At 70.5% G+C, this 20,187-nt stretch carries 23 protein-coding genes; 21 read left to right on the top strand and 2 right to left on the bottom strand.

What is annotated here, in order from left to right:
* Nucleotides 1-3: 3 nt before the first annotated feature.
* The 10 genes from mobA to GEV26_RS11295 all read left to right on the top strand — a co-directional run bounded on the left by mobA (nt 4) and on the right by GEV26_RS11295 (nt 7,805).
* On the top strand, nt 4-609 hold the full coding sequence (gene mobA / locus GEV26_RS11340) for a molybdenum cofactor guanylyltransferase (RefSeq protein ID WP_153653178.1): 606 nt from the start codon (nt 4-6) through the stop codon (nt 607-609).
* Nucleotides 602-859, top strand: a complete 258-nt coding sequence (locus GEV26_RS11335) for a DUF6457 domain-containing protein (RefSeq protein WP_153653177.1) — start codon at nt 602-604, stop codon at nt 857-859. The genes mobA and GEV26_RS11335 overlap by 8 nt, the downstream gene beginning before the upstream one ends.
* The gene (locus GEV26_RS11330) at nt 856-2,043 is read left to right on the top strand and encodes a molybdopterin molybdotransferase MoeA (RefSeq protein ID WP_194839834.1); all 1,188 of its coding nucleotides are present in this window, start codon (nt 856-858) and stop codon (nt 2,041-2,043) included. Before GEV26_RS11335 ends, GEV26_RS11330 begins: the two co-directional genes overlap by 4 nt.
* A gap of 343 nt (nt 2,044-2,386) precedes the next feature.
* Nucleotides 2,387-3,115 carry a sirohydrochlorin chelatase gene (locus GEV26_RS11325; RefSeq protein WP_153653175.1) on the top strand — a complete coding sequence of 243 codons (729 nt, stop codon included), beginning with the start codon at nt 2,387-2,389 and terminating at the stop codon, nt 3,113-3,115.
* 97 nt (nt 3,116-3,212) lie between these two features.
* Nucleotides 3,213-5,687, top strand: a complete 2,475-nt coding sequence (locus GEV26_RS11320; RefSeq protein WP_194839833.1) for an FtsK/SpoIIIE family DNA translocase — start codon at nt 3,213-3,215, stop codon at nt 5,685-5,687.
* A 2-nt stretch (nt 5,688-5,689) separates the two neighbouring features.
* Nucleotides 5,690-6,127, top strand: coding sequence for a hypothetical protein (locus GEV26_RS11315; RefSeq protein WP_153653174.1), 438 nt, complete (start codon nt 5,690-5,692; stop codon nt 6,125-6,127).
* A 30-nt stretch (nt 6,128-6,157) separates the two neighbouring features.
* Nucleotides 6,158-6,766: a CDP-diacylglycerol--glycerol-3-phosphate 3-phosphatidyltransferase gene (gene pgsA, locus GEV26_RS11310; protein ID WP_153653173.1), complete on the top strand. Its 609-nt coding sequence runs from the start codon at nt 6,158-6,160 to the stop codon at nt 6,764-6,766.
* On the top strand, nt 6,763-7,251 hold the full coding sequence (locus GEV26_RS11305) for a CinA family protein (RefSeq protein ID WP_153653172.1): 489 nt from the start codon (nt 6,763-6,765) through the stop codon (nt 7,249-7,251). The genes pgsA and GEV26_RS11305 overlap by 4 nt, the downstream gene beginning before the upstream one ends.
* 30 nt (nt 7,252-7,281) lie before the next feature.
* Complete coding sequence (locus GEV26_RS11300) at nt 7,282-7,584, top strand: helix-turn-helix domain-containing protein (protein WP_153653171.1); 303 nt, start codon at nt 7,282-7,284, stop codon at nt 7,582-7,584.
* Between the two features lie 26 nt (nt 7,585-7,610).
* Nucleotides 7,611-7,805 carry a DUF3046 domain-containing protein gene (locus GEV26_RS11295; protein WP_153653170.1) on the top strand — a complete coding sequence of 65 codons (195 nt, stop codon included), beginning with the start codon at nt 7,611-7,613 and terminating at the stop codon, nt 7,803-7,805.
* Here GEV26_RS11295 and GEV26_RS11290 read toward each other — a convergent pair.
* On the bottom strand, nt 7,802-8,878 hold the full coding sequence (locus GEV26_RS11290) for an ABC transporter ATP-binding protein (protein ID WP_153653169.1): 1,077 nt from the start codon (nt 8,876-8,878) through the stop codon (nt 7,802-7,804). The genes GEV26_RS11295 and GEV26_RS11290 overlap by 4 nt on opposite strands.
* A 212-nt stretch (nt 8,879-9,090) precedes the next feature.
* On the opposite strand from GEV26_RS11290, the gene GEV26_RS11285 reads away from it, so the two are divergent.
* The 8 genes from GEV26_RS11285 to GEV26_RS11250 all read left to right on the top strand — a co-directional run bounded on the left by GEV26_RS11285 (nt 9,091) and on the right by GEV26_RS11250 (nt 17,378).
* On the top strand, nt 9,091-10,380 hold the full coding sequence (locus tag GEV26_RS11285; protein WP_153653168.1) for an ABC transporter substrate-binding protein: 1,290 nt from the start codon (nt 9,091-9,093) through the stop codon (nt 10,378-10,380).
* The gene (locus tag GEV26_RS11280) at nt 10,381-11,373 is read left to right on the top strand and encodes a carbohydrate ABC transporter permease (RefSeq protein ID WP_243838713.1); all 993 of its coding nucleotides are present in this window, start codon (nt 10,381-10,383) and stop codon (nt 11,371-11,373) included.
* Entirely contained in the window at nt 11,373-12,194 is an 822-nt protein-coding gene (locus GEV26_RS11275; protein ID WP_153653167.1) for a carbohydrate ABC transporter permease, read from the top strand. Before GEV26_RS11280 ends, GEV26_RS11275 begins: the two co-directional genes overlap by 1 nt.
* Entirely contained in the window at nt 12,191-13,552 is a 1,362-nt protein-coding gene (locus tag GEV26_RS11270; RefSeq protein ID WP_153653166.1) for a GH1 family beta-glucosidase, read from the top strand. The genes GEV26_RS11275 and GEV26_RS11270 overlap by 4 nt, the downstream gene beginning before the upstream one ends.
* 19 nt (nt 13,553-13,571) lie before the next feature.
* Nucleotides 13,572-14,612, top strand: a complete 1,041-nt coding sequence (locus tag GEV26_RS11265; protein WP_153653165.1) for a LacI family DNA-binding transcriptional regulator — start codon at nt 13,572-13,574, stop codon at nt 14,610-14,612.
* A complete protein-coding gene (locus GEV26_RS11260) occupies nt 14,609-15,604 on the top strand; it encodes a Gfo/Idh/MocA family protein (protein WP_153653164.1) in 996 nt (331 codons plus the stop codon). The genes GEV26_RS11265 and GEV26_RS11260 overlap by 4 nt, the downstream gene beginning before the upstream one ends.
* A 167-nt stretch (nt 15,605-15,771) precedes the next feature.
* Nucleotides 15,772-16,848: a recombinase RecA gene (gene recA, locus GEV26_RS11255; protein ID WP_153653163.1), complete on the top strand. Its 1,077-nt coding sequence runs from the start codon at nt 15,772-15,774 to the stop codon at nt 16,846-16,848.
* Nucleotides 16,849-16,853: 5 nt separating this feature from the next.
* On the top strand, nt 16,854-17,378 hold the full coding sequence (locus tag GEV26_RS11250) for a regulatory protein RecX (protein WP_243838712.1): 525 nt from the start codon (nt 16,854-16,856) through the stop codon (nt 17,376-17,378).
* A 14-nt stretch (nt 17,379-17,392) separates the two neighbouring features.
* Here GEV26_RS11250 and GEV26_RS11245 read toward each other — a convergent pair whose 3' ends face one another.
* Nucleotides 17,393-17,941, bottom strand: coding sequence for a PadR family transcriptional regulator (locus tag GEV26_RS11245; RefSeq protein WP_153653162.1), 549 nt, complete (start codon nt 17,939-17,941; stop codon nt 17,393-17,395).
* A 47-nt stretch (nt 17,942-17,988) separates the two neighbouring features.
* Here GEV26_RS11245 and GEV26_RS11240 point away from each other — a divergent pair, with 47 nt between their 5' ends.
* The 3 genes from GEV26_RS11240 (at nt 17,989) to GEV26_RS11230 (ending at nt 20,183) form a co-directional block, all read left to right on the top strand.
* Nucleotides 17,989-19,071 (top strand): WD40/YVTN/BNR-like repeat-containing protein, encoded by a 1,083-nt coding sequence (locus GEV26_RS11240; protein WP_153653161.1) that lies wholly within the window; start codon nt 17,989-17,991, stop codon nt 19,069-19,071.
* A 44-nt stretch (nt 19,072-19,115) separates the two neighbouring features.
* The gene (locus GEV26_RS11235) at nt 19,116-19,577 is read left to right on the top strand and encodes a hotdog fold domain-containing protein (RefSeq protein WP_153653160.1); all 462 of its coding nucleotides are present in this window, start codon (nt 19,116-19,118) and stop codon (nt 19,575-19,577) included.
* Between the two features lie 168 nt (nt 19,578-19,745).
* Nucleotides 19,746-20,183 carry a hypothetical protein gene (locus GEV26_RS11230; protein WP_153653159.1) on the top strand — a complete coding sequence of 146 codons (438 nt, stop codon included), beginning with the start codon at nt 19,746-19,748 and terminating at the stop codon, nt 20,181-20,183.
* The last annotated feature ends 4 nt before the right edge of the window (nt 20,184-20,187 follow it).

Below are 20,187 nucleotides of genomic sequence, written 5' to 3'. Positions count from 1 at the left end.
TTCGTGCCCGGCCGTCCCGCTGCGATCCCGTACGACGCGATCGTCCTGGCGGGCGGTCGGTCGAGCCGCATGCCCGGGGTCGACAAGGTCGGGATCGTCGTCGACGGACGACCCCTCCTGGCGCACGCGTGCGAGGCGGTCGGCGGAGCGAGGCGACTCGTCGTGGTCGGTCCGGACGGGCTTGCCGGCACGCCGCCGCGGGCCACGGTCGTGCGGGAGGAGCCGAGGTTCGCGGGTCCGGCCGCGGCCATCGGGGCGGGGATGAGCGCCCTCGCGGCCGATCCCGCCGACCTGGTGGCGGTGCTGGCGGCCGACGTGCCCCGTGCCGTCGAAGCGGTGCCCGCGCTGTTGGCGGCCGCCGCCGGCGGCGAGGCGGACGGCGTCGTGGCCCGGTCGTCCGATGGACACCGACAGCCCTTGCTCGCGGTCTACCGGTCCGCGGCACTGCGCGCAGCCCTGGCCGCACACGTCCCGTTGACCGACCGGGGCGTGGGACAGGTCACGCGGGGTATGCACCTGATGGAGATCGACCTGCCGGACAAGGTGCTGGCCGACATCGACTCCCCGAGCGACCTGGAACGCCTGACCGAGGAGGACCGTGATGGATGAACGACCGCTGCCGCGATGGGCGGAGGGGCTCGCCCGCGATCTCGGCATCGAGCAGGTGCTGGGCGTCGACGAGGTGCTCGACCTCGCGGCGGACGCCGCACACGGCGTGATGCGCCCCGCCGCGCCCCTCACGACGTACTTGGTGGGCGTGGCCGTCGGTCAGGCCGGAGGCGAGCCCGCGCGGGTCGCCGAGGTGCTCGAGCGGGTCCGTGCAGCGATCGCCGGGTGGGACGAGGACGAGGGGCCGTGACCGCGCTCGTCCGCGGCGACTGGCACGACGTGCGAGCCGCTGCCCGCGGGCTGGCCAAGCCGGTCGCGAGCGAGCTCGTCGACCTCGCCGGTGCCGGCGGACGGGTGCTGGCCGACGACCTGCGGTCGCTGGTCGACCTGCCGTCGGCCGACGTCACCGCGATGGACGGCTGGGCGGCGGCAGGGGACGGTCCGTGGACCGTGCTCGACCGGATCGTCAACGGCCGTCCGCCGAGCGGGCCGATGCGCCCGGGGGAGGCCCGTGGCATCGGCACGGGCGCCGTCGTGCCCGAGGGGACGACCGCGCTCGTGCGCCGAGAGCACGGGACGGTCCGCGACGGCCTGCTGCACTGGACGGGGCCGCACGGGGAGCAGCCCTCGCTCGGTGACGTCCGGCCCAGGGGCGAGGAGCTGCGCGTGGGCGACATCGTGCTGCCGGCAGGCACCCCGCTGGACCCCGTGTGCCTCGCGGTCAGCGCGGCGTCCGGCCACGACGCGGTGCAGGTCTCGCGCCCACCGGTCGTCGACCTGCTCGTCACGGGGGACGAGGTCGTCCGGCGCGGGGTCCCCGCTCCCGGCACGATCCGCGACTCGATCAGCCCGCTGCTCACCGGCATGACGCGCGGCGCGGGAGCGGCCCCCGGCCAGGTCACGCTGGTGGGCGACGACCTGCCCGAGCTCGTGCGCCTGCTGCGCTCGTCAGCCGCGGACGTCGTGGTCACCACCGGTGGCACGGCGGTGGGGGAGGCCGACCACCTGCGCGAGGCGCTCGGGATCGTGGGCGCGACCCTCGCGGTGGACACGGTCGCGGTACGCCCCGGCGGGCCGACGCTGCTCGCGGTGCTGCCCGACGGCCGACTCGTCGCGTGCCTGCCCGGCAACCCCCTGGCCGCGGTCGTGGGATTCCTCGCGGTCGTGCATCCCGCCCTCCAGGAGATGACCGGACGCCGGGCGGCCGCGCCGCCCTCGGAGGTCCTGGGGGTGGACCTCGACCCGTTCCCGCGCGCCACGCGCGTCCTGCCGTTCGCCCGCGTCGACGGCGCTGCGGTGCCGACCGGGTGGAGCTCGTCGTCGATGCTGCGCGGCCTCTCGGCGTCCGACGGCCTGCTGGTGGCCCCCCGTGAGGGCGCGCGCACCGGCCAGTCGCTCGAGGTGCTCGAGCCGCTCTGGCGCGCGACGACCTGACGGACCGCCAGTTGTAACCAAACCCCGCGCCTGCGTTAACCGGCGCGAAACAGCGGTCACGGAACCTGAAGGTGCTGACGGGGAGACCCTGATCCGTCGATCCGAAGGGGTGGCACATGCTCGACCGTGGCACCTCGACGTCGTCGGATCCTCGTCGGCACGTCGGGCCCGCGGCGCCCTCGACCGTTCACGCATCGGTCACGAGGCGACCGGGGACCGGCTACGTCAGGGAGGTGCGAGCTGCCGGCGGAGCCGCCCGGTGCACTCCGACGGCAGCTCGCCACCCGTCTCGACCCACCGCGGACATCTCGGGCTCCGCGGTTGGCAGACCTGGGAGGTCCGGATGAACCGCACGCTGATCCTGTGCGCCCACGGGTCCACGGCCCCACGGGGGAGGGCGGCGTTCGCGGGTCTCGTCAACGCGGTCCGCCGCGAGGCGCAGGACCTCGACGTCGTCGATGCCTTCATCGACGAGCAGGTCCCGCTCGTCGCGGAGGTCGTGCGCGAGACCTCCGGCCCGCGAGCGGTCGTCCCGCTCCTGCTGGCGTACGACCGTCCGGTCAGCGTCGACATCGTGCAGGCATCGCACCTCGACCCGGCAGTCAGCGTCACGGCGCCGTTGGGGCCGGACTGGGTGCTGGCCGAGGTCGGCGTCCGCCGGCTGTTCGAGGCCGGTGCCCGCTCGGACGACACGATCGTCCTCGCCGCGGCGACCGCGAGCGACGAACGGGCGGTCTCCGACGTCGGCAAGGCCGCGAGGCTGCTCAGCGCGGTCTGGGGCGGCCGGGTCCACGTCGGCACCCTCGGTGGCCCCGACACGCCCCTGGCCGATGCGGTCGACGTCGCACGGGCGTACGGCCGGCGGGTCGTGGTCTCGAGCTATCTGCTCTCGCACGGCGCCGCCCACGAGGCGATGGGGGAGGCCGGCGCAGACGTGGTGACGCAGCCGTTCCTCGACGGCGGGCCGCCCGATCCGCGGCTCGTGTCACTGGTGCTCGCACGCGCCCGCGTCCCGGCAGCCGCGGGCCTCGACGCCGTCCCCCGCTGGGGCGGTGCATCCTCCACCGTCTGAGCCCGATGTCGGGCCCGGACGGTGGCGAATCCACCGCGCCGGGGCCGCCACACCCTCATTCCCGCCCAACCTTCGAGTCGTGCTTTACCCTTTGACCATGGCGACCCGAACGACTTCCCCGCCGCGCAAGCGGCCGTCCGGCAGCCAGGCCCGCAAGAAGCCGGCCGCGAACAAGCGCAAGCCACAGGCCCGCAAGCCTGCAGCTCGCAAGCCCGCGGCACGCAGAACCGGTCCTGGCCCCCTTGCTGTTGTGCTCGGCGCGGTCCTGCGCGCCTCGACCGCCCTGTGGCTCGGTCTCGCCGGTGTCGTGGGCGCGGTGGCCCGCAGCATCGGGCACAGTGCTCGCGACCTCGACCCCGAGCAGCGCCGTGACGGGGTCGGCTTCGGCATCCTCGCGCTCGGCATCATCGTGGCCGGGTCCGTGTGGTCCGACATGCCCGGCGGGGTCGGCAACGCGGTCCGCGACGTGACGGCCGGTGCGGTCGGCCTGCTGGCCTGGGCCGTCCCGATCGTCCTGGTCGTCATCGCCTGGCGCACGCTGCGCCACCCCGACCAGAACGGACCCGCGGGTCGCCAGGTCATCGGCTGGGCCGCGATCTGCGGCGGCGTCCTCGGTCTCGTCCACATCGCGCACGACGTGCCGCGCCCGAGCGATCCCGATCCGGACGCGATGCGCGAGGCCGGTGGAGCGATCGGCTTCCTGTTCTCCGCGATCCCGATGGACCTGCTCAACAGTGCGTACGTGGTCTCCCCGATCCTCGTCCTCGTCGTGGCCTTCGGCGTCCTGGTCGTCACCAACACGCCCGTCTACGCGGTCCCCGACCGCGTCCGCGAGCTGCGCGACACCGCGCTCGGCCGCAAGGCCGATCCCGAGGCTGAGGCGGCCGAGCCCGAGCCCAAGAAGCGGCGCCACCCCAAGACGACCCTCGTGACCGACGACGAGCCGTTCGAGAACCCCCTGGTCGACGGTCCCGACGAGGATCGCCAGGTCCCGGTCCGCGTGTTCGAGCCCGAGCCCGAGCCGGAGCCGGAGGACGACGTCGAGGCCGAGCTGCCGCCCATGGAGCCGATCCCGGCCCGCGCGGAGCAGCTCGCCCTCTCGGGCGACGTCGTCTACTCGTTGCCCGACAGCGCGATGCTGCGGGAGGGCTCGCCGCACAAGGCGCGCTCCAAGGCGTCCGACGAGGTCGTCGAGCGTCTCACCGAGGTGCTCGAGCAGTTCCAGATCGACGCCCGGGTCACCGGCTACACCCGTGGCCCGACCGTGACCCGCTACGAGGTCGAGCTGGGCCCGGCGGTCAAGGTCGAGAAGGTCACGGCCCTGTCCAAGAACATCTCGTACGCCGTGGCGTCCAACGAGGTGCGCATCCTCAGCCCGATCCCGGGCAAGTCCGCGATCGGCGTGGAGATCCCCAACGTCGACAAGGAGATGGTGTCGCTCGGCGACGTGCTGCGCTCGGCCAAGGCGCGCAGCGACCACCACCCGATGGTGATCGGCCTCGGCAAGGACGTCGAGGGCGGCTACGTCGTGGCCAACCTGGCGAAGATGCCCCACCTGCTGGTCGCCGGCGCGACCGGCTCGGGCAAGTCCTCGTTCGTCAACTCGATGATCTCCTCGATCCTGATGCGCTCGACGCCCGAGGAGGTCCGGATGATCATGGTCGACCCCAAGCGGGTCGAGCTCACCGCGTACGAGGGCGTTCCGCACCTCATCACGCCGATCATCACGAACCCCAAGAAGGCCGCCGAGGCGCTGCAGTGGGTCGTGCGCGAGATGGACATGCGCTACGACGACCTGGCCAACTTCGGCTACCGCCACATCGACGACTTCAACAAGGCCGTCAAGGCGGGCAAGGTCAAGCTGCCCGCCGGCAGCGAGCGCGTGCTGGCCCCCTATCCGTACCTCCTGGTCGTGGTGGACGAGCTCGCCGACCTGATGATGGTCGCGCCGCGTGACGTGGAGGACTCGATCGTCCGCATCACTCAGCTCGCGCGAGCCGCCGGCATCCACCTGATCCTCGCGACCCAGCGGCCCTCGGTCGACGTCGTGACGGGTCTGATCAAGGCCAACGTGCCGAGCCGTCTGGCGTTCGCGACCTCGTCGCTCGCCGACAGCCGCGTCATCCTGGACCAGCCGGGCGCCGAGAAGCTCGTCGGCCAGGGCGATGGCCTGTTCCTGCCCATGGGGCAGAACAAGGCGATGCGCATGCAGGGTGCGTGGATCACCGAGGCCGAGATCCACACGATCGTCGAGCACTGCAAGACGCAGCTGCAGCCGGTCTACCGTGAGGACGTCACGGCCGTCGCGGCTGCCAAGCGCGAGCTCGACGACGACATCGGCGACGACCTCGACCTCGTCCTGCAGGCGATCGAGCTGTGCGTGACGACGCAGTTCGGCTCGACGTCGATGCTGCAGCGCAAGCTGCGTGTGGGCTTCGCCAAGGCCGGCCGCCTCATGGACATCCTCGAGAGCCGCGGGATCGTCGGGCCCAGCGAGGGCTCCAAGGCGCGTGACGTCCTGGTCAAGCCCGACGAGCTCGACCAGGTCCTCGCCACGATCCAGGCGGGCTGAGCATGGAGGACGCATTCGAGGTGCGCCGGCGGACCGGGCTGTTCACGCTGCTCGGTCTCGTCTGCCTCGCGCTGGCCGCGGGTTTCGGCTGGTTCGCGTACGACCGTGAGCAGTACGTCCTGGTGGTCCCGGCCGTCGTGCTGGCGGCCGTGGGCCTCGGCCACCTGCGGGGGATCGGCGACTGGAGCACACCGTTGTTCGTCGCGGACGACCACGGCATCCGGCTGCGCGCGGAGCAGGGCTGGGTCGGCCTGCTGTGGAGCGAGCTCGGCGAGATCCGGGTCGAGCGTCGCGAGGGGCTCATCCACGACCCGCGGATCAAGGTCGTCAGCACCGACGGCCAGCGGTTCTACACCGCGCCCCTGGGTCTTGCGACGAATGTCTCGCCCGGCGAGGCGGAGGTTCAGTTGGCGCAGCGCCGACCCGCTGCCGCATACTGAGGAGTCGTTTCACCCCACCGAGAGGGACTCATGAACACGGCCACGCCGCCGAGCAACCTGAACATCGCGAACGTCCTCACGGTCGTGCGCATCGCGGGCGTCCCGTTCTTCGGCTGGCTCCTCCTCGCCGAGGACGGCCAGTCGATCGGCCTGCGCGTCGCCGCCTGGGTCCTGTTCGCCCTGTTGATGATCACCGATCGCATCGACGGTGACCTGGCCCGCCGCTACAACCTGGTCACCGACTTCGGCAAGCTCGCCGATCCCATCGCCGACAAGGCGCTCACCGGGATGGCGTTCATCGGCCTGGCGATCATCTACGACAGCTGGCTCTTCTGGGCCGTGACGATCGTCGTGCTGCTGCGCGAGTGGGGCATCACCGCGATGCGGTTCGTGGTGAAGAAGTACGGCGTCATGCCGGCGAGCCAGGGCGGCAAGGTCAAGACCATGCTGCAGGTGCTCGCCCTCGGCGGCTACATCCTGCCCTTCGAGCTGTGGGACAACGTCCCCTGCGACATCCTGCGCTGGATCACCCACCTCCTGATGGCGGGCGCCGTCGCGATCACGTTGTCGACCGGCGTCCAGTACGTCCGCGACGCGATCGAGCTGCGCCGGTCCGCGAAGGCCGCGGCAGAGGCGTGAGTGTCGCGGCCGAGGCGGTCGAGGGCCTGCGGGCCGCGGGAGCGACCGTCGCGACGGCCGAGTCCCTCACGGGTGGCCTGGTCTGCGCCACGCTCGTCAGCGTCCCCGGTGCCTCAACGGTCGTCCGCGGGGGAGTCGTCGCCTACGCCGCCGAGCTCAAGACACAGCTGCTCGGCGTCGACGCCGAGCTCATCTCCCGCGTCGGCACGGTCGACGCCGCAGTCGCGTCGAGCATGGCGCTGGGCGTGCGCGAGCGCCTCGGTGCGACGTACGGCCTCGCGACGACCGGTGTGGCCGGCCCCGGTCCGAGCGAGGGCATGCCGGCCGGCACGGTGCACGTGGGCGTGGCCGGTCCGGGCGGGGTGGAGACTGCTCTGCTGCACCTGGACGGTGACCGCGAAACGATCCGCACGGGGACGGTCGCTGCGCTGTTGTCGTTGCTGGTCGCTAGGCTGGGGGAAGAATCCCGATCCGATCGGGGTTGAACATGTCATGACAGCAAACGGAGGTGCCCGATGACCGCGATGCGTCAGCTCGTCGGTGAGGTGCTCCGTGCCCGGCGCATGGCGCAGGGCCTCACGCTGCGTGACGTCTCGGGCAAGGCCCGGGTCAGTCTCGGCTACATCTCCGAGGTCGAGCGGGGCCAGAAGGAAGCCAGCTCCGAGCTGCTCGCAGCCCTGGCGGCCGCCCTGGACGTCCCGCTGTCCAAGGTGCTTCTCGACGTCAGTGCGATGCTCGAGCTCGAGGAGGCGTCGGTCGACCAGATCGCGAGCATCTCCTCGATCGGCCCGTCCGACGTGTCGGTCTCGGCCGCCTGAGCCTTGCGCGCCATCGAGCACCGCCGATGAGGCACAGCGAGTTCTGGGAGCGGATGGATCGCCACCTCGGCGCGGGCTATGCGCGCGTCTGGGCCGAGAGCCACGTCATGAGCATCCTCGGCGGACGCACCGTCACCGAGGCCCTCGACGCGGGTGAGGACCCCAAGACGGTGTGGCGTGCGGTGCACGCGACCCGCGGCCTGCCCGCGTCGGAGCGCTAGCCGATCCGGCGTCCCGTCGACGTGTCGAACACGTGGATGGATGTGTCGTCCACGGGGGCGACGTTGATCGTCTCGCCCCTGGCGGGAGGGTGCCGCCAGTCGACCCGGGCCACGATGGTCTGCTGGTCGTGTCCCACGTCGGCCCGGCCGTAGACGTACGCGTCGGCTCCCAGCTCCTCGACGACGTCGACCTCGAGCTTGATGCCCGCCTGACCCACCTCGAGGTTCTCCGGGCGCACGCCGAGCATCACGGTGGATGCCCCGGCGCCGGCCAGGGTGTCGCGGGCGACGCGCACCACCCGGTCGCCGAACTGGACACCGCCGTCGATCACCGGCAGCTCCATGAGGTTCATCCCGGGCGAGCCGAGGAAGCCCGCGACGAACAGGTTGGCCGGCCGGTCGTACATCTCGCGCGGTGCGGCGCACTGCTGCAGGACCCCGTCCTTGAGCACCGCGACCCGGTCGCCCATCGTCATTGCCTCGACCTGGTCGTGGGTCACGTAGACCGTCGTCGCGTTGAGCCGGCGCTGCAGCTGCGCGATCTGTGTCCGGGTCTGGACGCGCAGCTTGGCGTCGAGGTTGGACAGCGGCTCGTCCATCAAGAACACCCGCGGCTGCCGGACGATCGCCCGACCCATCGCGACGCGCTGGCGCTGGCCACCTGACAGGGCCTTGGGCTTGCGGCCGAGATACTGCTCGATGTCGAGCAGGACCGCCGCCTCCTTGACCCGTGTGGCGATCTCGCTCTTGGGCGTGCCGGCGATCTTGAGCGCGAAGCCCATGTTCTCCGCGACGCTCATGTGCGGGTAGAGGGCGTAGTTCTGGAACACCATCGCGATGTCCCTGGCCTTCGGGGGCAGCTGCGTCACGTCCTCGTCGCCGATGAGGATGCGTCCGGCGTCGACCTCCTCGAGCCCGGCCAGCATGCGAAGGGACGTGGACTTGCCGCAGCCCGACGGGCCGACGAGGACGAGGAACTCCCCGTCCTGGATCTCCAGGTCGAGCTGGTCGACGGCGGGGGCCTCCTGCCCGGGATAGACACGGGTGGTGCGGTCGAACGTGACGGTTGACATGGCTGGTGGGTCCCTTCACCGGCGGGTACGTGCCGGACGATCCAAGTGATGGTGGTCACACCGTACGTCCCCGACCGAGCCGTGTCGAGGCCATTAGTCATTTCGAACAACAAATTTGGGAACGCTCCCAAAAATCTCTTGACGACGCGATGTGACCTGGCTCATACTCCCATGGAAGCGCTCCCACCGGGGGAGTCGGAGGAAGGCATGACGTGAATCGCACACAGCGCATCGCCGCCGCTGCGGTCTCATCCCTCGTGGTGGGAGTGCTCGCAGCCGGCTGCGGAGGATCGGGTGACGAGGGGTCCGACGGGCCCGTCACCTTGCGGGTCAACCTGTTCGGCCAGTTCGGCTACAAGGACCTGTACAAGCAGTTCGAGGCCGAGCACCCCGGTGTCAAGATCGTGGAGACCGCGGAGGGCGACCTGGGCAAGTACAACACCAAGCTCAGCCAGCAGATCGCGGCCAATGCGTCCGCGGGCGACGTGGTCGCGATCGAGGAGGGCCAGACGGTCAACTTCCTGCAGACCGCCGACAAGTTCGTCAACCTGCAGGACCAGGGCTTCGCGGAGATCAAGGACGACTACCTGCCGTTCGTGGCCGACGCGACGACGACCGTCGACGGCAAGACGACGATCGGCCTCGGCACGGACGTCGGCGGCCTGGCCATGTGCTATCGCCGCGACCTGTTCGAGAAGGCCGGTCTGCCGACCGATCGTGAAGAAGTGGCCAAGCTCTGGCCGACGTGGGAGGACTTCATCGCCACGGGCGAGAAGTTCCAGGCGGGCATCGGCGACGACAAGGTGCACTTCGTCGACGCGGCCACCAACACGTACAACTCGATCCTCATGCAGGGCGGCGACGAGACGTACTTCGACCGCGACAACAAGCTCGTCGTGGAGTCCAACCCGGCCGTCAAGAATGCGTGGGACCTGGCCAACCAGATGATCGAGGCCAAGCTCACCGCCAAGCTCGTCGCGTTCTCGGACGAGTGGAACGCCGGCTTCAAGAACGGGTCGTTCGCGACCGTGGCGTGCCCCGCGTGGATGACCGGATACATCAAGGGCCAGGCCGGTGACGCCCTCGCGGGCAAGTGGGACATCGCGACGGTGCCCGGTGGCGGCGGCAACTGGGGCGGCTCGTGGCTCGCCGTGCCGAAGTCGAGCAAGCACCAGAAGGAGGCGGTCGAGCTGATCCAGTTCCTGTCGGGCAAGACCGGACAGCTCGGGGCGTTCAAGTCAGAGGGACGGCTGCCGTCGCTCCCGGCGCTCTACGACACCCCTGAGCTCAAGGACGCCAAGAACCCCTACTTCAACGACGCCCCGACGGGCCAGCTGTTCGTGGCCGGCGCGAAGAACCTGAAGCCGGTCTATCTCGGTGCCAAGAACGTGCCCGTCCGCGATGCGTTCGAGAACGTCCTTCGCAGCGTCGAGAACGGGCAGCGGTCCGAGGGCGACGGATGGAAGGAAGCAGTCAAGGCCGCACAGAAGGCCGCGAAGTAAGTGACCGTTCGCACCCAGGACTCCGGCGCCCGTACTCGTCCTCCAGCGGGTACAGGCGCCGGACCGGTCCGGAGACGTCCGCTGAGGCTGCGGGACCGGCTGACCAAGGCCGAGGCCAAGGTCGCGCCGTACGCCTTCGTCTCCCCGTTCTTCATCGTCTTCGCGATCTTCGGGCTGTTCCCGCTCCTCTACACGCTGTGGGTCTCCCTGCACGACTGGAGCCTGCTCGCGGGTGACCAGGGGTTCGTCGGGCTGGCCAACTACCGCGAGCTCATGCAGGACTCGGACTTCTGGCGGGCCCTGACCAACACGATCGGCATCTTCGTGGTGGCCACCATCCCGCAGCTGATCCTCGCGACGGTGCTCGCGCAGGTGCTCAACGGCAAGCTGCGGGCACGCACGTTCTGGCGCATGGGGGTCCTGCTGCCCAACGTCACGTCGGTCGCCGCCGTCGGCATCATCTTCGGGCTCATCTTCGCCCGCGACTACGGCATCGTGAACTGGGCGCTCGGCCACGTAGGCGTCGAGCCGATCAACTGGCGGGGCGAGCGGTGGTCGTCCTGGCTCGCGATCTCGGTCATGGTCGACTGGCGCTGGACGGGCTACAACGCCCTCATCCTGCTGGCGTCGCTGCAGGCGGTGCCCAAGGAGCTCTACGAGGCCGCGCGCATCGACGGCGCCTCGGCGTGGCGGCAGTTCTGGTCCATCACGGTCCCGATGCTGCGACCCACGATCATCTTCGTCTCGATCGTCGCCACGATCGGCGGCATCCAGCTGTTCACCGAGCCGCTGCTGTTCGGATCGGGCGTCAACGCGATCGCGGGCGGCTCGACCGGCCAGTTCCAGACCGTCGCGATGTATCTCGTGCAGCAGGCCTTCACGGGCCAGCGCTTCGGCTACGCGTCCACGGTCGCCTGGGTCCTGTTCATCCTCATCGCGGTCTTCGCCGTGATCAACGTGGCGCTGCTGCGCCGGATCAAGTCGGTGGACTGATGAAGACCAAGAACCCGCTGCTGTACGTCGGTCTCGTCGCGACGGTGCTGCTCTCGATCGGGCCTCTGTACTTCATGCTCGTCATGGCGTCGCGGACCAACGACGAGATCGTGTCCCTGCCCCCGCCGCTGACGCTGGGCGACAAGCTCTTCCCGAACGTCGACCGGGTCTTCGACAATCCCGACGTCCTGTTCGGCCAGGCGCTGGTCAACAGCCTGCTGGTCGCGACGGTCGCCACGGTCTGCGTCGTGGTGTCGTCCTCCCTGGCCGGTTTCGCCTTCGCCAAGCTCAAGTTCAGGGGGCGCAACGCACTGCTGCTGTTCGTGATCGGCACGATGATGGTGCCGGTCCAGCTGGGCCTGATCCCGCTCTACATGCTGATGACCAAGCTGGGCCTCAACGGCGGGCTGCCGTCGGTGACGCTGCCGTTCGTGGTCGCGGGCTTCGGGGTGTTCATGATGCGCCAGTTCGCGGAGCAGGCCATCCCCGACGAGATGATCGAGGCCGCGCGGGTCGACGGTGCCTCGACGTTCCGCATCTTCTTCAGCATCGTGTTCCCCGCTCTGCGACCTGCTGCAGCGGTGCTCGGGCTGCTGACGTTCATGGAGCGCTGGAACGACTTCCTGTGGCCCTACCTGACGCTCGACGCCGAGCACCCGACGGTGCAGGTCGCGCTGTCGCGGCTGTCCAGCGGCTACTACTCCGACCAGTCACTCATCATGGCGGGCACGCTCATCGGCACCCTGCCGCTCGTGGTCGTCTTCATCGTTTTCGGTCGCCAGATCATCGGCGGCATCATGGAAGGTGGACTCAAGGCATGACACTCGACATCTCGGGGCTTCCCGGAGACTTCTGCTGGGGCGCGGCGACCTCGTCGTACCAGATCGAGGGTGCCGTGGAGGAGGACGGCCGCACCCCGTCGATCTGGGACACCTTCGCCGCGACCCCCGGACGGGTCGCGGGCGGCGACGACGGGGCGGTCGCGATCGACCACTACCACCGCTGGCGCGAGGACCTGGACCTGATGACCGAGCTGGGCCTCGGCGCGTACCGGTTCTCGATCGCGTGGCCCCGTGTGCAGCCGGACGGGATCGGCACCGGCAACGCACCGGGCATCGCGTTCTACGACCGACTGGTCGACGGCCTGCTCGAGCGCGGCATCACGCCGTGGACGACGCTCTATCACTGGGACCTGCCCGAGGCGCTGGAGCAGGCCGGGGGATGGCCCGTGCGCGACACCGCCGAGCGATTCGCCGACTACACCGCGATCATCGCCGAGGCGGTGGGCGACCGGGTCAAGCACTGGATCACCCTCAACGAGCCGTGGTGCTCGGCGTTCCTCGGCTATGCCAGCGGCATCCACGCCCCGGGACGGGCCGATCCGGCCGAGGCCGTCGCCGCGTCCCACCACCTGCTGCTCGGCCACGGGCTCGCGGTGCAGCGGCTGCGCGAGATCGTCCCGGACGCGCAGGTGGGCGTCACGGTCAACCTGTACCCGGTCACGCCGGTCGACGAGTCGGGTCGGCACGACGACGCGGTGCGCCGCATCGACGGGCTGATGAACCGGTGGTTCCTCGACCCGCTGCTCAAGGGCAGCTATCCCAAGGACGTGCTGGCAGACCTGGCTCCGGTCACCGACGCGGAGTTCATCCTGGACGGCGACACGGAGACGATCGCGCAGCCGCTGGACTTCCTCGGCGTCAACTACTACACCCGGCACGTCGTGGGGGCGGGGCTGTGGCCGGGGACCGCCGCGTCGCGGTTCCAGCTCGAGAACGGGCTGCCGCGGACCGCGACCGGGTGGGACGTGGACCCGGACGGTCTCGTGGACATCCTCAGCCAGGTGCAGCGCGACTACCCGGCGATCCCGGTCTACCTGACCGAGAACGGCGCGGCGTTCGACGACGAGGTCGTCGACGGGATCGTGCACGATGCGGACCGCGTCGCATTCCTCGAGAGCCACATCGCGTCCCTCGTCACGATGCGGGAGCGGGGGATGGACGTCCGCGGCTACTTCGCGTGGTCGCTGATGGACAACTTCGAGTGGGCCGAGGGCTACGACAAGCGATTCGGGATCGTCCACGTCGACTACGAGACCCAGGTGCGTACGCCCAAGGACAGCGCACATTGGTATGCCGGTCTCATCCGTCGCCACCGCGCCGGGATACTGGGCACGTGAACGTGACGGGCACGAGCGCATGAGCGTGGGCGAGACCCGCGCCCAGCAGCCGACCCTCGAGATGGTCGCGGCGCGGGCCGGGGTCGGGCGCGGCACGGCGTCGCGGGTCATCAACGGGTCGCCGCAGGTCAGCGAGCGCACCCGCGAGATCGTGATGCAGGCGGTCGAGGAGCTCGGCTACGTGCCCAACCAGGCCGCCCGCACGCTGGTGACCCGGCGCACCGACACCGTCGCGCTGGTCATCGCGGAGTCCGAGGAGCGCATCTTCGGGGAGCCGTTCTTCGCGGGAGTGGTCCGTGGGATCTCCTCGGCCCTCAACGACGCATCGCGCCAGCTCGTGCTGTCCCTGGTGCACAGCACCGACCAGGCCGAACGCCTCGGGGCCTACCTGACGCGCCAGCACGTCGACGGCGTGCTGCTGCTGTCCCTGCACGACGACGAGGCGTTCCCGGTGGACCTGGCCGCGCGGGGCCTGCCGGTCGTGGTGGGCGGCCGCTCCGCGCAGTGGGCCGGCTCGTTCGTCGACGTCGACAACGTCGCAGGTGCGCGGCAGGCCGTCGCGCACCTGGCCGACACCGGTCGTCGCACGATTGCGACCGTCTCGGGACCGCGGGCCATGGCCTCGGGCCGGGACCGCCTGGACGGCTACGCCGAGGCGCTCCGGGCGGCGGGGCTGGCGTACGACGAGGAGCTCGTGGTCGAGGGTGACTTCAGCGAGCAGAGCGGGTGGGCCGGCATGCAGGAGCTCTTGGCGCGGCGGCCCGACATCGACGGCGTCTTCGCGGCCAGCGACCTGATGGCCATGGGTGCGTTGAGGTCGCTGCGGGCGCACGGTCGCCGGGTGCCGGAGGACGTGGGCGTGATCGGCTTCGACGGCACCCCCTCGTCCGAGACGTCCGATCCGCCGCTGTCCACGGTGCGCCAGCCGCTGACGGGGCTCGGCCGGGCCATGGCCGAGATGCTGCTGCGGCACGTCGACGCCGATGAGCAGAGCCCCGAGCAGCTCGTCCTGCCCGTCGAGCTCATCGTTCGTGCCAGCACGGCCAGGACGACGCCGTGACCCTGCGCATCGGTGTCCTCGGCGCCGCCCGCATCGCGCAGAGCGCGCTGATCGTCCCGGCGGGGCAGACGGGCCACCGAGTGGTCGCCGTGGGCGCCCGCGACCTGGACCGCGCGCGGGCGTTCGCGACCCGGCACGGCGTCCAGCGGGCCTACGGATCGTACGAGGAGGTGCTCGCGGATCCCGACGTCGACGTGGTCTACAACGCCCTGGTGAACAGCCAGCACGCGCCATGGAACCTGCGTGCGGTCCGCGCCGGCAAGCACGTGCTGAGCGAGAAGCCCTTCGCGGCTAACGGCGCGCAGGCCCGCGTGGTGGCCGATGCGGCCCGCGCGACGGACCGGGTCGTGATGGAGGCCTTCCACTACGCGATGCACCCGATGATGCGCCGGATCCGGGAGATCGTGCTGAGCGGCGAGATCGGCGACGTGCGGCACGTCGAGGCCACCGTCATGATCCCCGCGCCGGCGGACGACGACCCCCGATGGTCGCTCGAGCTCGCCGGGGGAGCGTTGATGGATCTTGGCTGTTACGGCCTCCATGCGTTCAGTCAGGTGGCCGGCTGGCTCGGCGGGGTGCCGGTCGTGCGGTCCGCACGTGCGGGGGAGCGCAGGGGTCGACCGGGCGTCGATGAGTGGGTGCAGGCCGAGGTGGGCCTGCCCGGGGGTGCGACGGCGTCCTTGCTGACCCACATGGCCGGTCCGGAGATGCTCATGCGCCTGGTCGTGACCGGCTCGCGCGGGCGGATCGAGGCGCCGTGCTTCGTGCTGCCGCAGCTCGACGAGCGGCTGCAGGTCGTGACGGGCTGCGACGAGCGCCGCGAGTGGGTCAAGGGCCCCACGTCGTACGCCCGTCAGCTCACGGTCCTGGACTCCGCGGTGCGCGGCCGGGCCGCGCCACCGCTCGGGCTGGACGATGCGGTGTCCACGATGGACCTGCTCGACGCGACGTATCGGGCAGCGGGGATGGAGCCCCGTCCGGGAGTGCTCTGAGCTGTCGGCGTGTCGGCGGGTGTCGAACACGTGTTCGTATAGAGTGGTGCACAGGTTGGACGTGAGAAGGACGACATCCACAGGCGGGTCGACGAGGCCCACATATGTCTGAGGGTCCTTCTAGCGTCGTCGATGACCGGCCACCCACGAGCAGAAACGGATCCACCATGGCACAGCCCAACAGCTCCCTCGCGACGAGCAAGGACAAGGACAAGTCCCTCGAGAACGCGATGGCCCAGATCGATCGTGCCCATGGCAAGGGTGCCGTGATGCGCCTGGGCGACCAGGCCCGTGCACCGATCGAGGTCATCCCCACGGGTGCCACCACCTTGGACATCGCGCTCGGCATCGGCGGTCTGCCCCGTGGCCGCGTCGTGGAGATCTACGGCCCGGAGTCCTCGGGAAAGACGACGGTCGCCCTCCACGCGGTGGCCAACGCGCAGCGCGCAGGTGGGGTCGCGGCGTTCATCGATGCCGAGCACGCGCTCGACCCCGACTACGCCCGCAAGCTCGGGGTCGACACCGACGCGCTGCTGATCTCGCAGCCCGACAGCGGTGAGCAGGCGCTCGAGATCGCCGACATGCTGATCCGCTCGGGTGCGCTCGACATCATCGTGATCGACTCCGTGGCGGCCCTGGTGCCCCGCGCCGAGATCGACGGCGAGATGGGCGACAGCCACGTCGGCCTGCAGGCCCGCCTCATGAGCCAGGCGCTGCGCAAGATGACCGGTGCCATCAACGGCTCGGGCACGACCGCGATCTTCATCAACCAGCTGCGCGAGAAGATCGGCGTGATGTTCGGCTCGCCCGAGACCACGACGGGCGGCAAGGCGCTGAAGTTCTACGCGTCGGTCCGCCTCGACGTGCGACGCATCGAGACGCTCAAGGACGGCACCGACATGGTCGGCAACCGCACCCGCGTCAAGGTCGTCAAGAACAAGCTGGCCCCGCCGTTCAAGCAGGCCGAGTTCGACATCATGTACGGCCAGGGCATCAGCCGCGAGGGCAGCCTGATCGACGTGGGCGTCGACATCGGGCTGGTCCGCAAGGCCGGCGCCTGGTACACCTACGACGGCGACCAGCTCGGCCAGGGCAAGGAGAAGTCGCGCGCGTTCCTGCGTGACAACCCCGATCTGGCCGAAGAGCTCGAGAAGCGCATCATGGAGGCCAAGGGCATCGGCCCGCAGGCCGACAAGCCGGCCCTCGAGGTGGTGGAGCCGGACCTCCCGGCCACCGAGTTCTGATCGTCATGTCCCCGGACGAGGCCGACAGCCAGGACTACGACGTCGCCGAGCAGATGTCGCGGGCCCGGCAGATCGTCTACGACCGGCTCGCCGTCACCGCGCGCAGCCGGGCCGACCTCGAGCAGGCACTTGCCAAGAAGCACGTGCCGGCCGAGGTGGCCCGGGCGATCCTCGACAAGTTCGAGGATGCCGGACTGGTCGACGACGCGGAGTTCGCGCGCTCGTGGGTGCAGTCGCGCCAGCGCAGCAAGGGGCTGTCCTCGCGGGTGCTGGCGATGGAGCTGAGACGCAAGGGCGTCGATGAGGAGATCGCCCGTGAGGCGCTCGACGAGCTCGACCCCGCGGTCGAGCTCGAGGCGGCGCACCGGCTCGTCCAGACCAAGCTCCGCTCGATGAGCGCACTGGACGACACGACCAAGATCCGTCGCCTGACTGGGCTGCTGGCCCGCAAGGGCTACTCGCCCCAGATCGCGTTCGACGTCGTGCGCCAGGAGCTGGGGGCCGAGCCCGCGCCGCTCGAGAGCCTCTGACGTACTGCTGCGCCTCAGAGCTTCTTGCGCAGCTTGTCCACGATCTCCCGCTCGGAGTCGTAGTAGGCCAGGCCCCACTCCGCGACGTGCGCGGGGAAGGCGAGGGCCTCATTGTCCCCGAGCAGCTCGCGTACGCCCTCGAGCTCACGGCGCCGCTCCTGCAGCGCCACCTCGTACGCGTCGAGCATCGCTGCGACCTCGCCCGGTCCCATCAGGCTGCCCATCAGCAGACGCAGCGCGATCGGGTGCTTGAGGACCGGGAAGTCCTGCTCCGAGGTGTGCAGCCACGTCGTCAGGGCCGAGCGGCCCGCCTCGGTGATGACGAACCGGCGCGTCGTGCGGCGTCCGGACGTGTCGTCGACGGCCTCGACGTAGCCCTCGCGCCGCAGGCGGTCGAGCTCGGTGTAGATCTGGCTCATCGCGGGGGAGACCCAGTAGAACCGCAGCGTCCGGTCGGCGCGCTGCTTCATCTCATAGCCCGTCAGGCCGTCCTCGGACGAGGCGCGATCGAACATCAGCAGGCCCAGCAGGGCGTAGGAGGTCGTTGACAAGGGAGTGGTCACGCTCCTAGCGTACTGTTCCAGTTAGGAATACGACGGAGGCGATGTCCATGTCCGAGACGATCCTGCTGGCGGGCACCCGCAAGGGCCTGTTCATCGGCCGGTCCGATGCGACCCGCGCGGACTGGGCGTGGGACGCCCCGGCCTTCCCGATGGAGGAGGTCTACGCGGTCGCTGCGGACCCCCGAGAGGACGATCCGCTGGTCCTGGTCGGCTCGACGCACGTCGTCTTCGGGCCAGCCGTCTACCGGTCCGCCGACGGCGGCCGGTCGTTCGATCTCAGCGATCCGTCGCCCGTCCGGTTTCCCGACGATCTCGGAGCGAGCGTCGAGCGCGTCTGGCAGCTCTGCCCGTCCCCGGCCGAGCCCGACGTCGTCTGGGCCGGCACCCAGCCGTCGGCACTGTTCTGCTCGACCGACCGCGGCCGGACGTTCGAGCTGGTCCGCAGCCTCTGGGACCACCCGCACCGCCCCGAGTGGGCCGCAGGATTCGGCGGGCAGGCCATCCACACGATCGTCCCGCACCCCAGCGATCCGGACATCGTGACGGTGGCGATGTCGACCGGCGGTGTCTATCGGTCCGAGGACGGTGGAGCGAGCTGGACGCCGCACAACCACGGCATCCGCGCCGACTTCGTGCCCGGTGAGCCTCCGGAGTTCGGCCAGTGCGTCCACAAGGTCGCAGTCGACGCCGGCGACCCCGACCGCCTCTACGCCCAGAACCACGGGGGCGTGTTCCGCAGCGACGACGCGGGGGAGACCTGGCAGGCGATCGATGAGGGACTCCCGGCCGACTTCGGCTTCCCGATCGTCGCCCATCCCCACCGGCCGGGGACGATCTACGTCTTCCCGCTCACCGCCGACGTCAGGAGATTCCCACCGGACGGCAAGCCTGCGGTCTGGCGCTCGGACGACGCGGGGCAGACCTGGCACGAGACCGGCCCGGGGCTCCCGTCGGAGGCGTGGACGGTCGTGCTGCGCGATGCGTTCACGACGGACCGGTCCGATCCGGTCGGGCTCTACCTGGGCACCCGGCACGGAGCGCTGTGGGTGAGCAACGACGAGGGCGGCACCTGGGCCGAGGTGCGCACCGGACTGCCCGACGTCTGCACCGTTCGCGCGACGTCGATCTGACGCGCCTGCGGACACCCGGGGTTACCAGCCGGTAACATTCGGGCATGTCATCCACCCTGGACCTCTACACCCGTGTCACCGCGCTGCCGCTGGGCAAGCGTCTGTTCTCGCTCCTGTACGGGCAGAAGGCGCCCTACTTCGCCTCGATCCACATGAGGGTCCAGGAGATGCGGCCGCATCTCGGGCAGATCGTGATCCCCAAGCGCCGATCGGTCAAGAACCACATCGGCACGGTCCACGCGATCGCCGCGTGCAACGGGCTGGAGGCCGCGATGGGACTGCTGGCCGAGGCCACCTGCCCGCCCGACATGCGCTGGCTGCCCAAGGGGATGGAGGTCAGCTATCTCGCGAAGTCGACGACCGCACTGACCTGCATCGCCGAGACGACCGAGGCCGACTGGGCCGCCGCCCCGGACGTCCCGGTGCGGGTCAGGGCCGTCACGACCGACGGCACCGTCACGGTCGAGGGCACCATCCACCTCTGGGTCGTCCCCAAGAAGCCCTGATCCGCCCCGCCCCCAACCCGCGACCCCAACCCGCGACTGGCGCAAGCTGGAGAAAATGGGACGGCGTGTCGTCGACTTCTGCGCCACTCGCGGCTCGGGTTGCGCCACTCGCGGGGGCGGGCGGCGAGACACAAGGGGCCGGGTGAGACATCCTTGAGCATGATGTCCTTGACCGTACGTACGTCGCTCGTGGCGCTGCTGCTGGCCGGGTCTGCCTGCTCGGGGTCCAGCGACGACCAGTCGGCCGAGCCCCCCACCCCCGCCAGGGCCAGCGAGTCCGCCACGACGTCGCCGCCGTCCCCGACCGGCAAGCCGCCCTCGGTCGCGCCCGTCGACCTGCCGCCGTGCCAGACGATCGACTACGACCTGAGCCCGAACGGCGCGGGGGCGGGCAGCCCGCTCGCGGCCATCAAGGCCTGGGGAGCCAGTGAGGCCGCGCAGGTGCCGCCGGTCCCGGGCGCAGGTTGGGAGCGGCTGCCTGCCGACGACGAGGGCACGAAGGTCACGATGACCAACTCGACGGCACCCGTCTGGATCGTCGAGGTCACCCGTACGTCCGGGGGCGGCTGGGTCGTGACGCGCGCCTCGTGGGGCGTGTGCCACTGACCGG

Source organism: Aeromicrobium yanjiei (assembly GCF_009649075.1).
GTDB classification, from domain to species: Bacteria; Actinomycetota; Actinomycetes; order Propionibacteriales; family Nocardioidaceae; genus Aeromicrobium; species Aeromicrobium yanjiei.
This window is presented reverse-complemented; position numbering and strand designations above follow the sequence as displayed.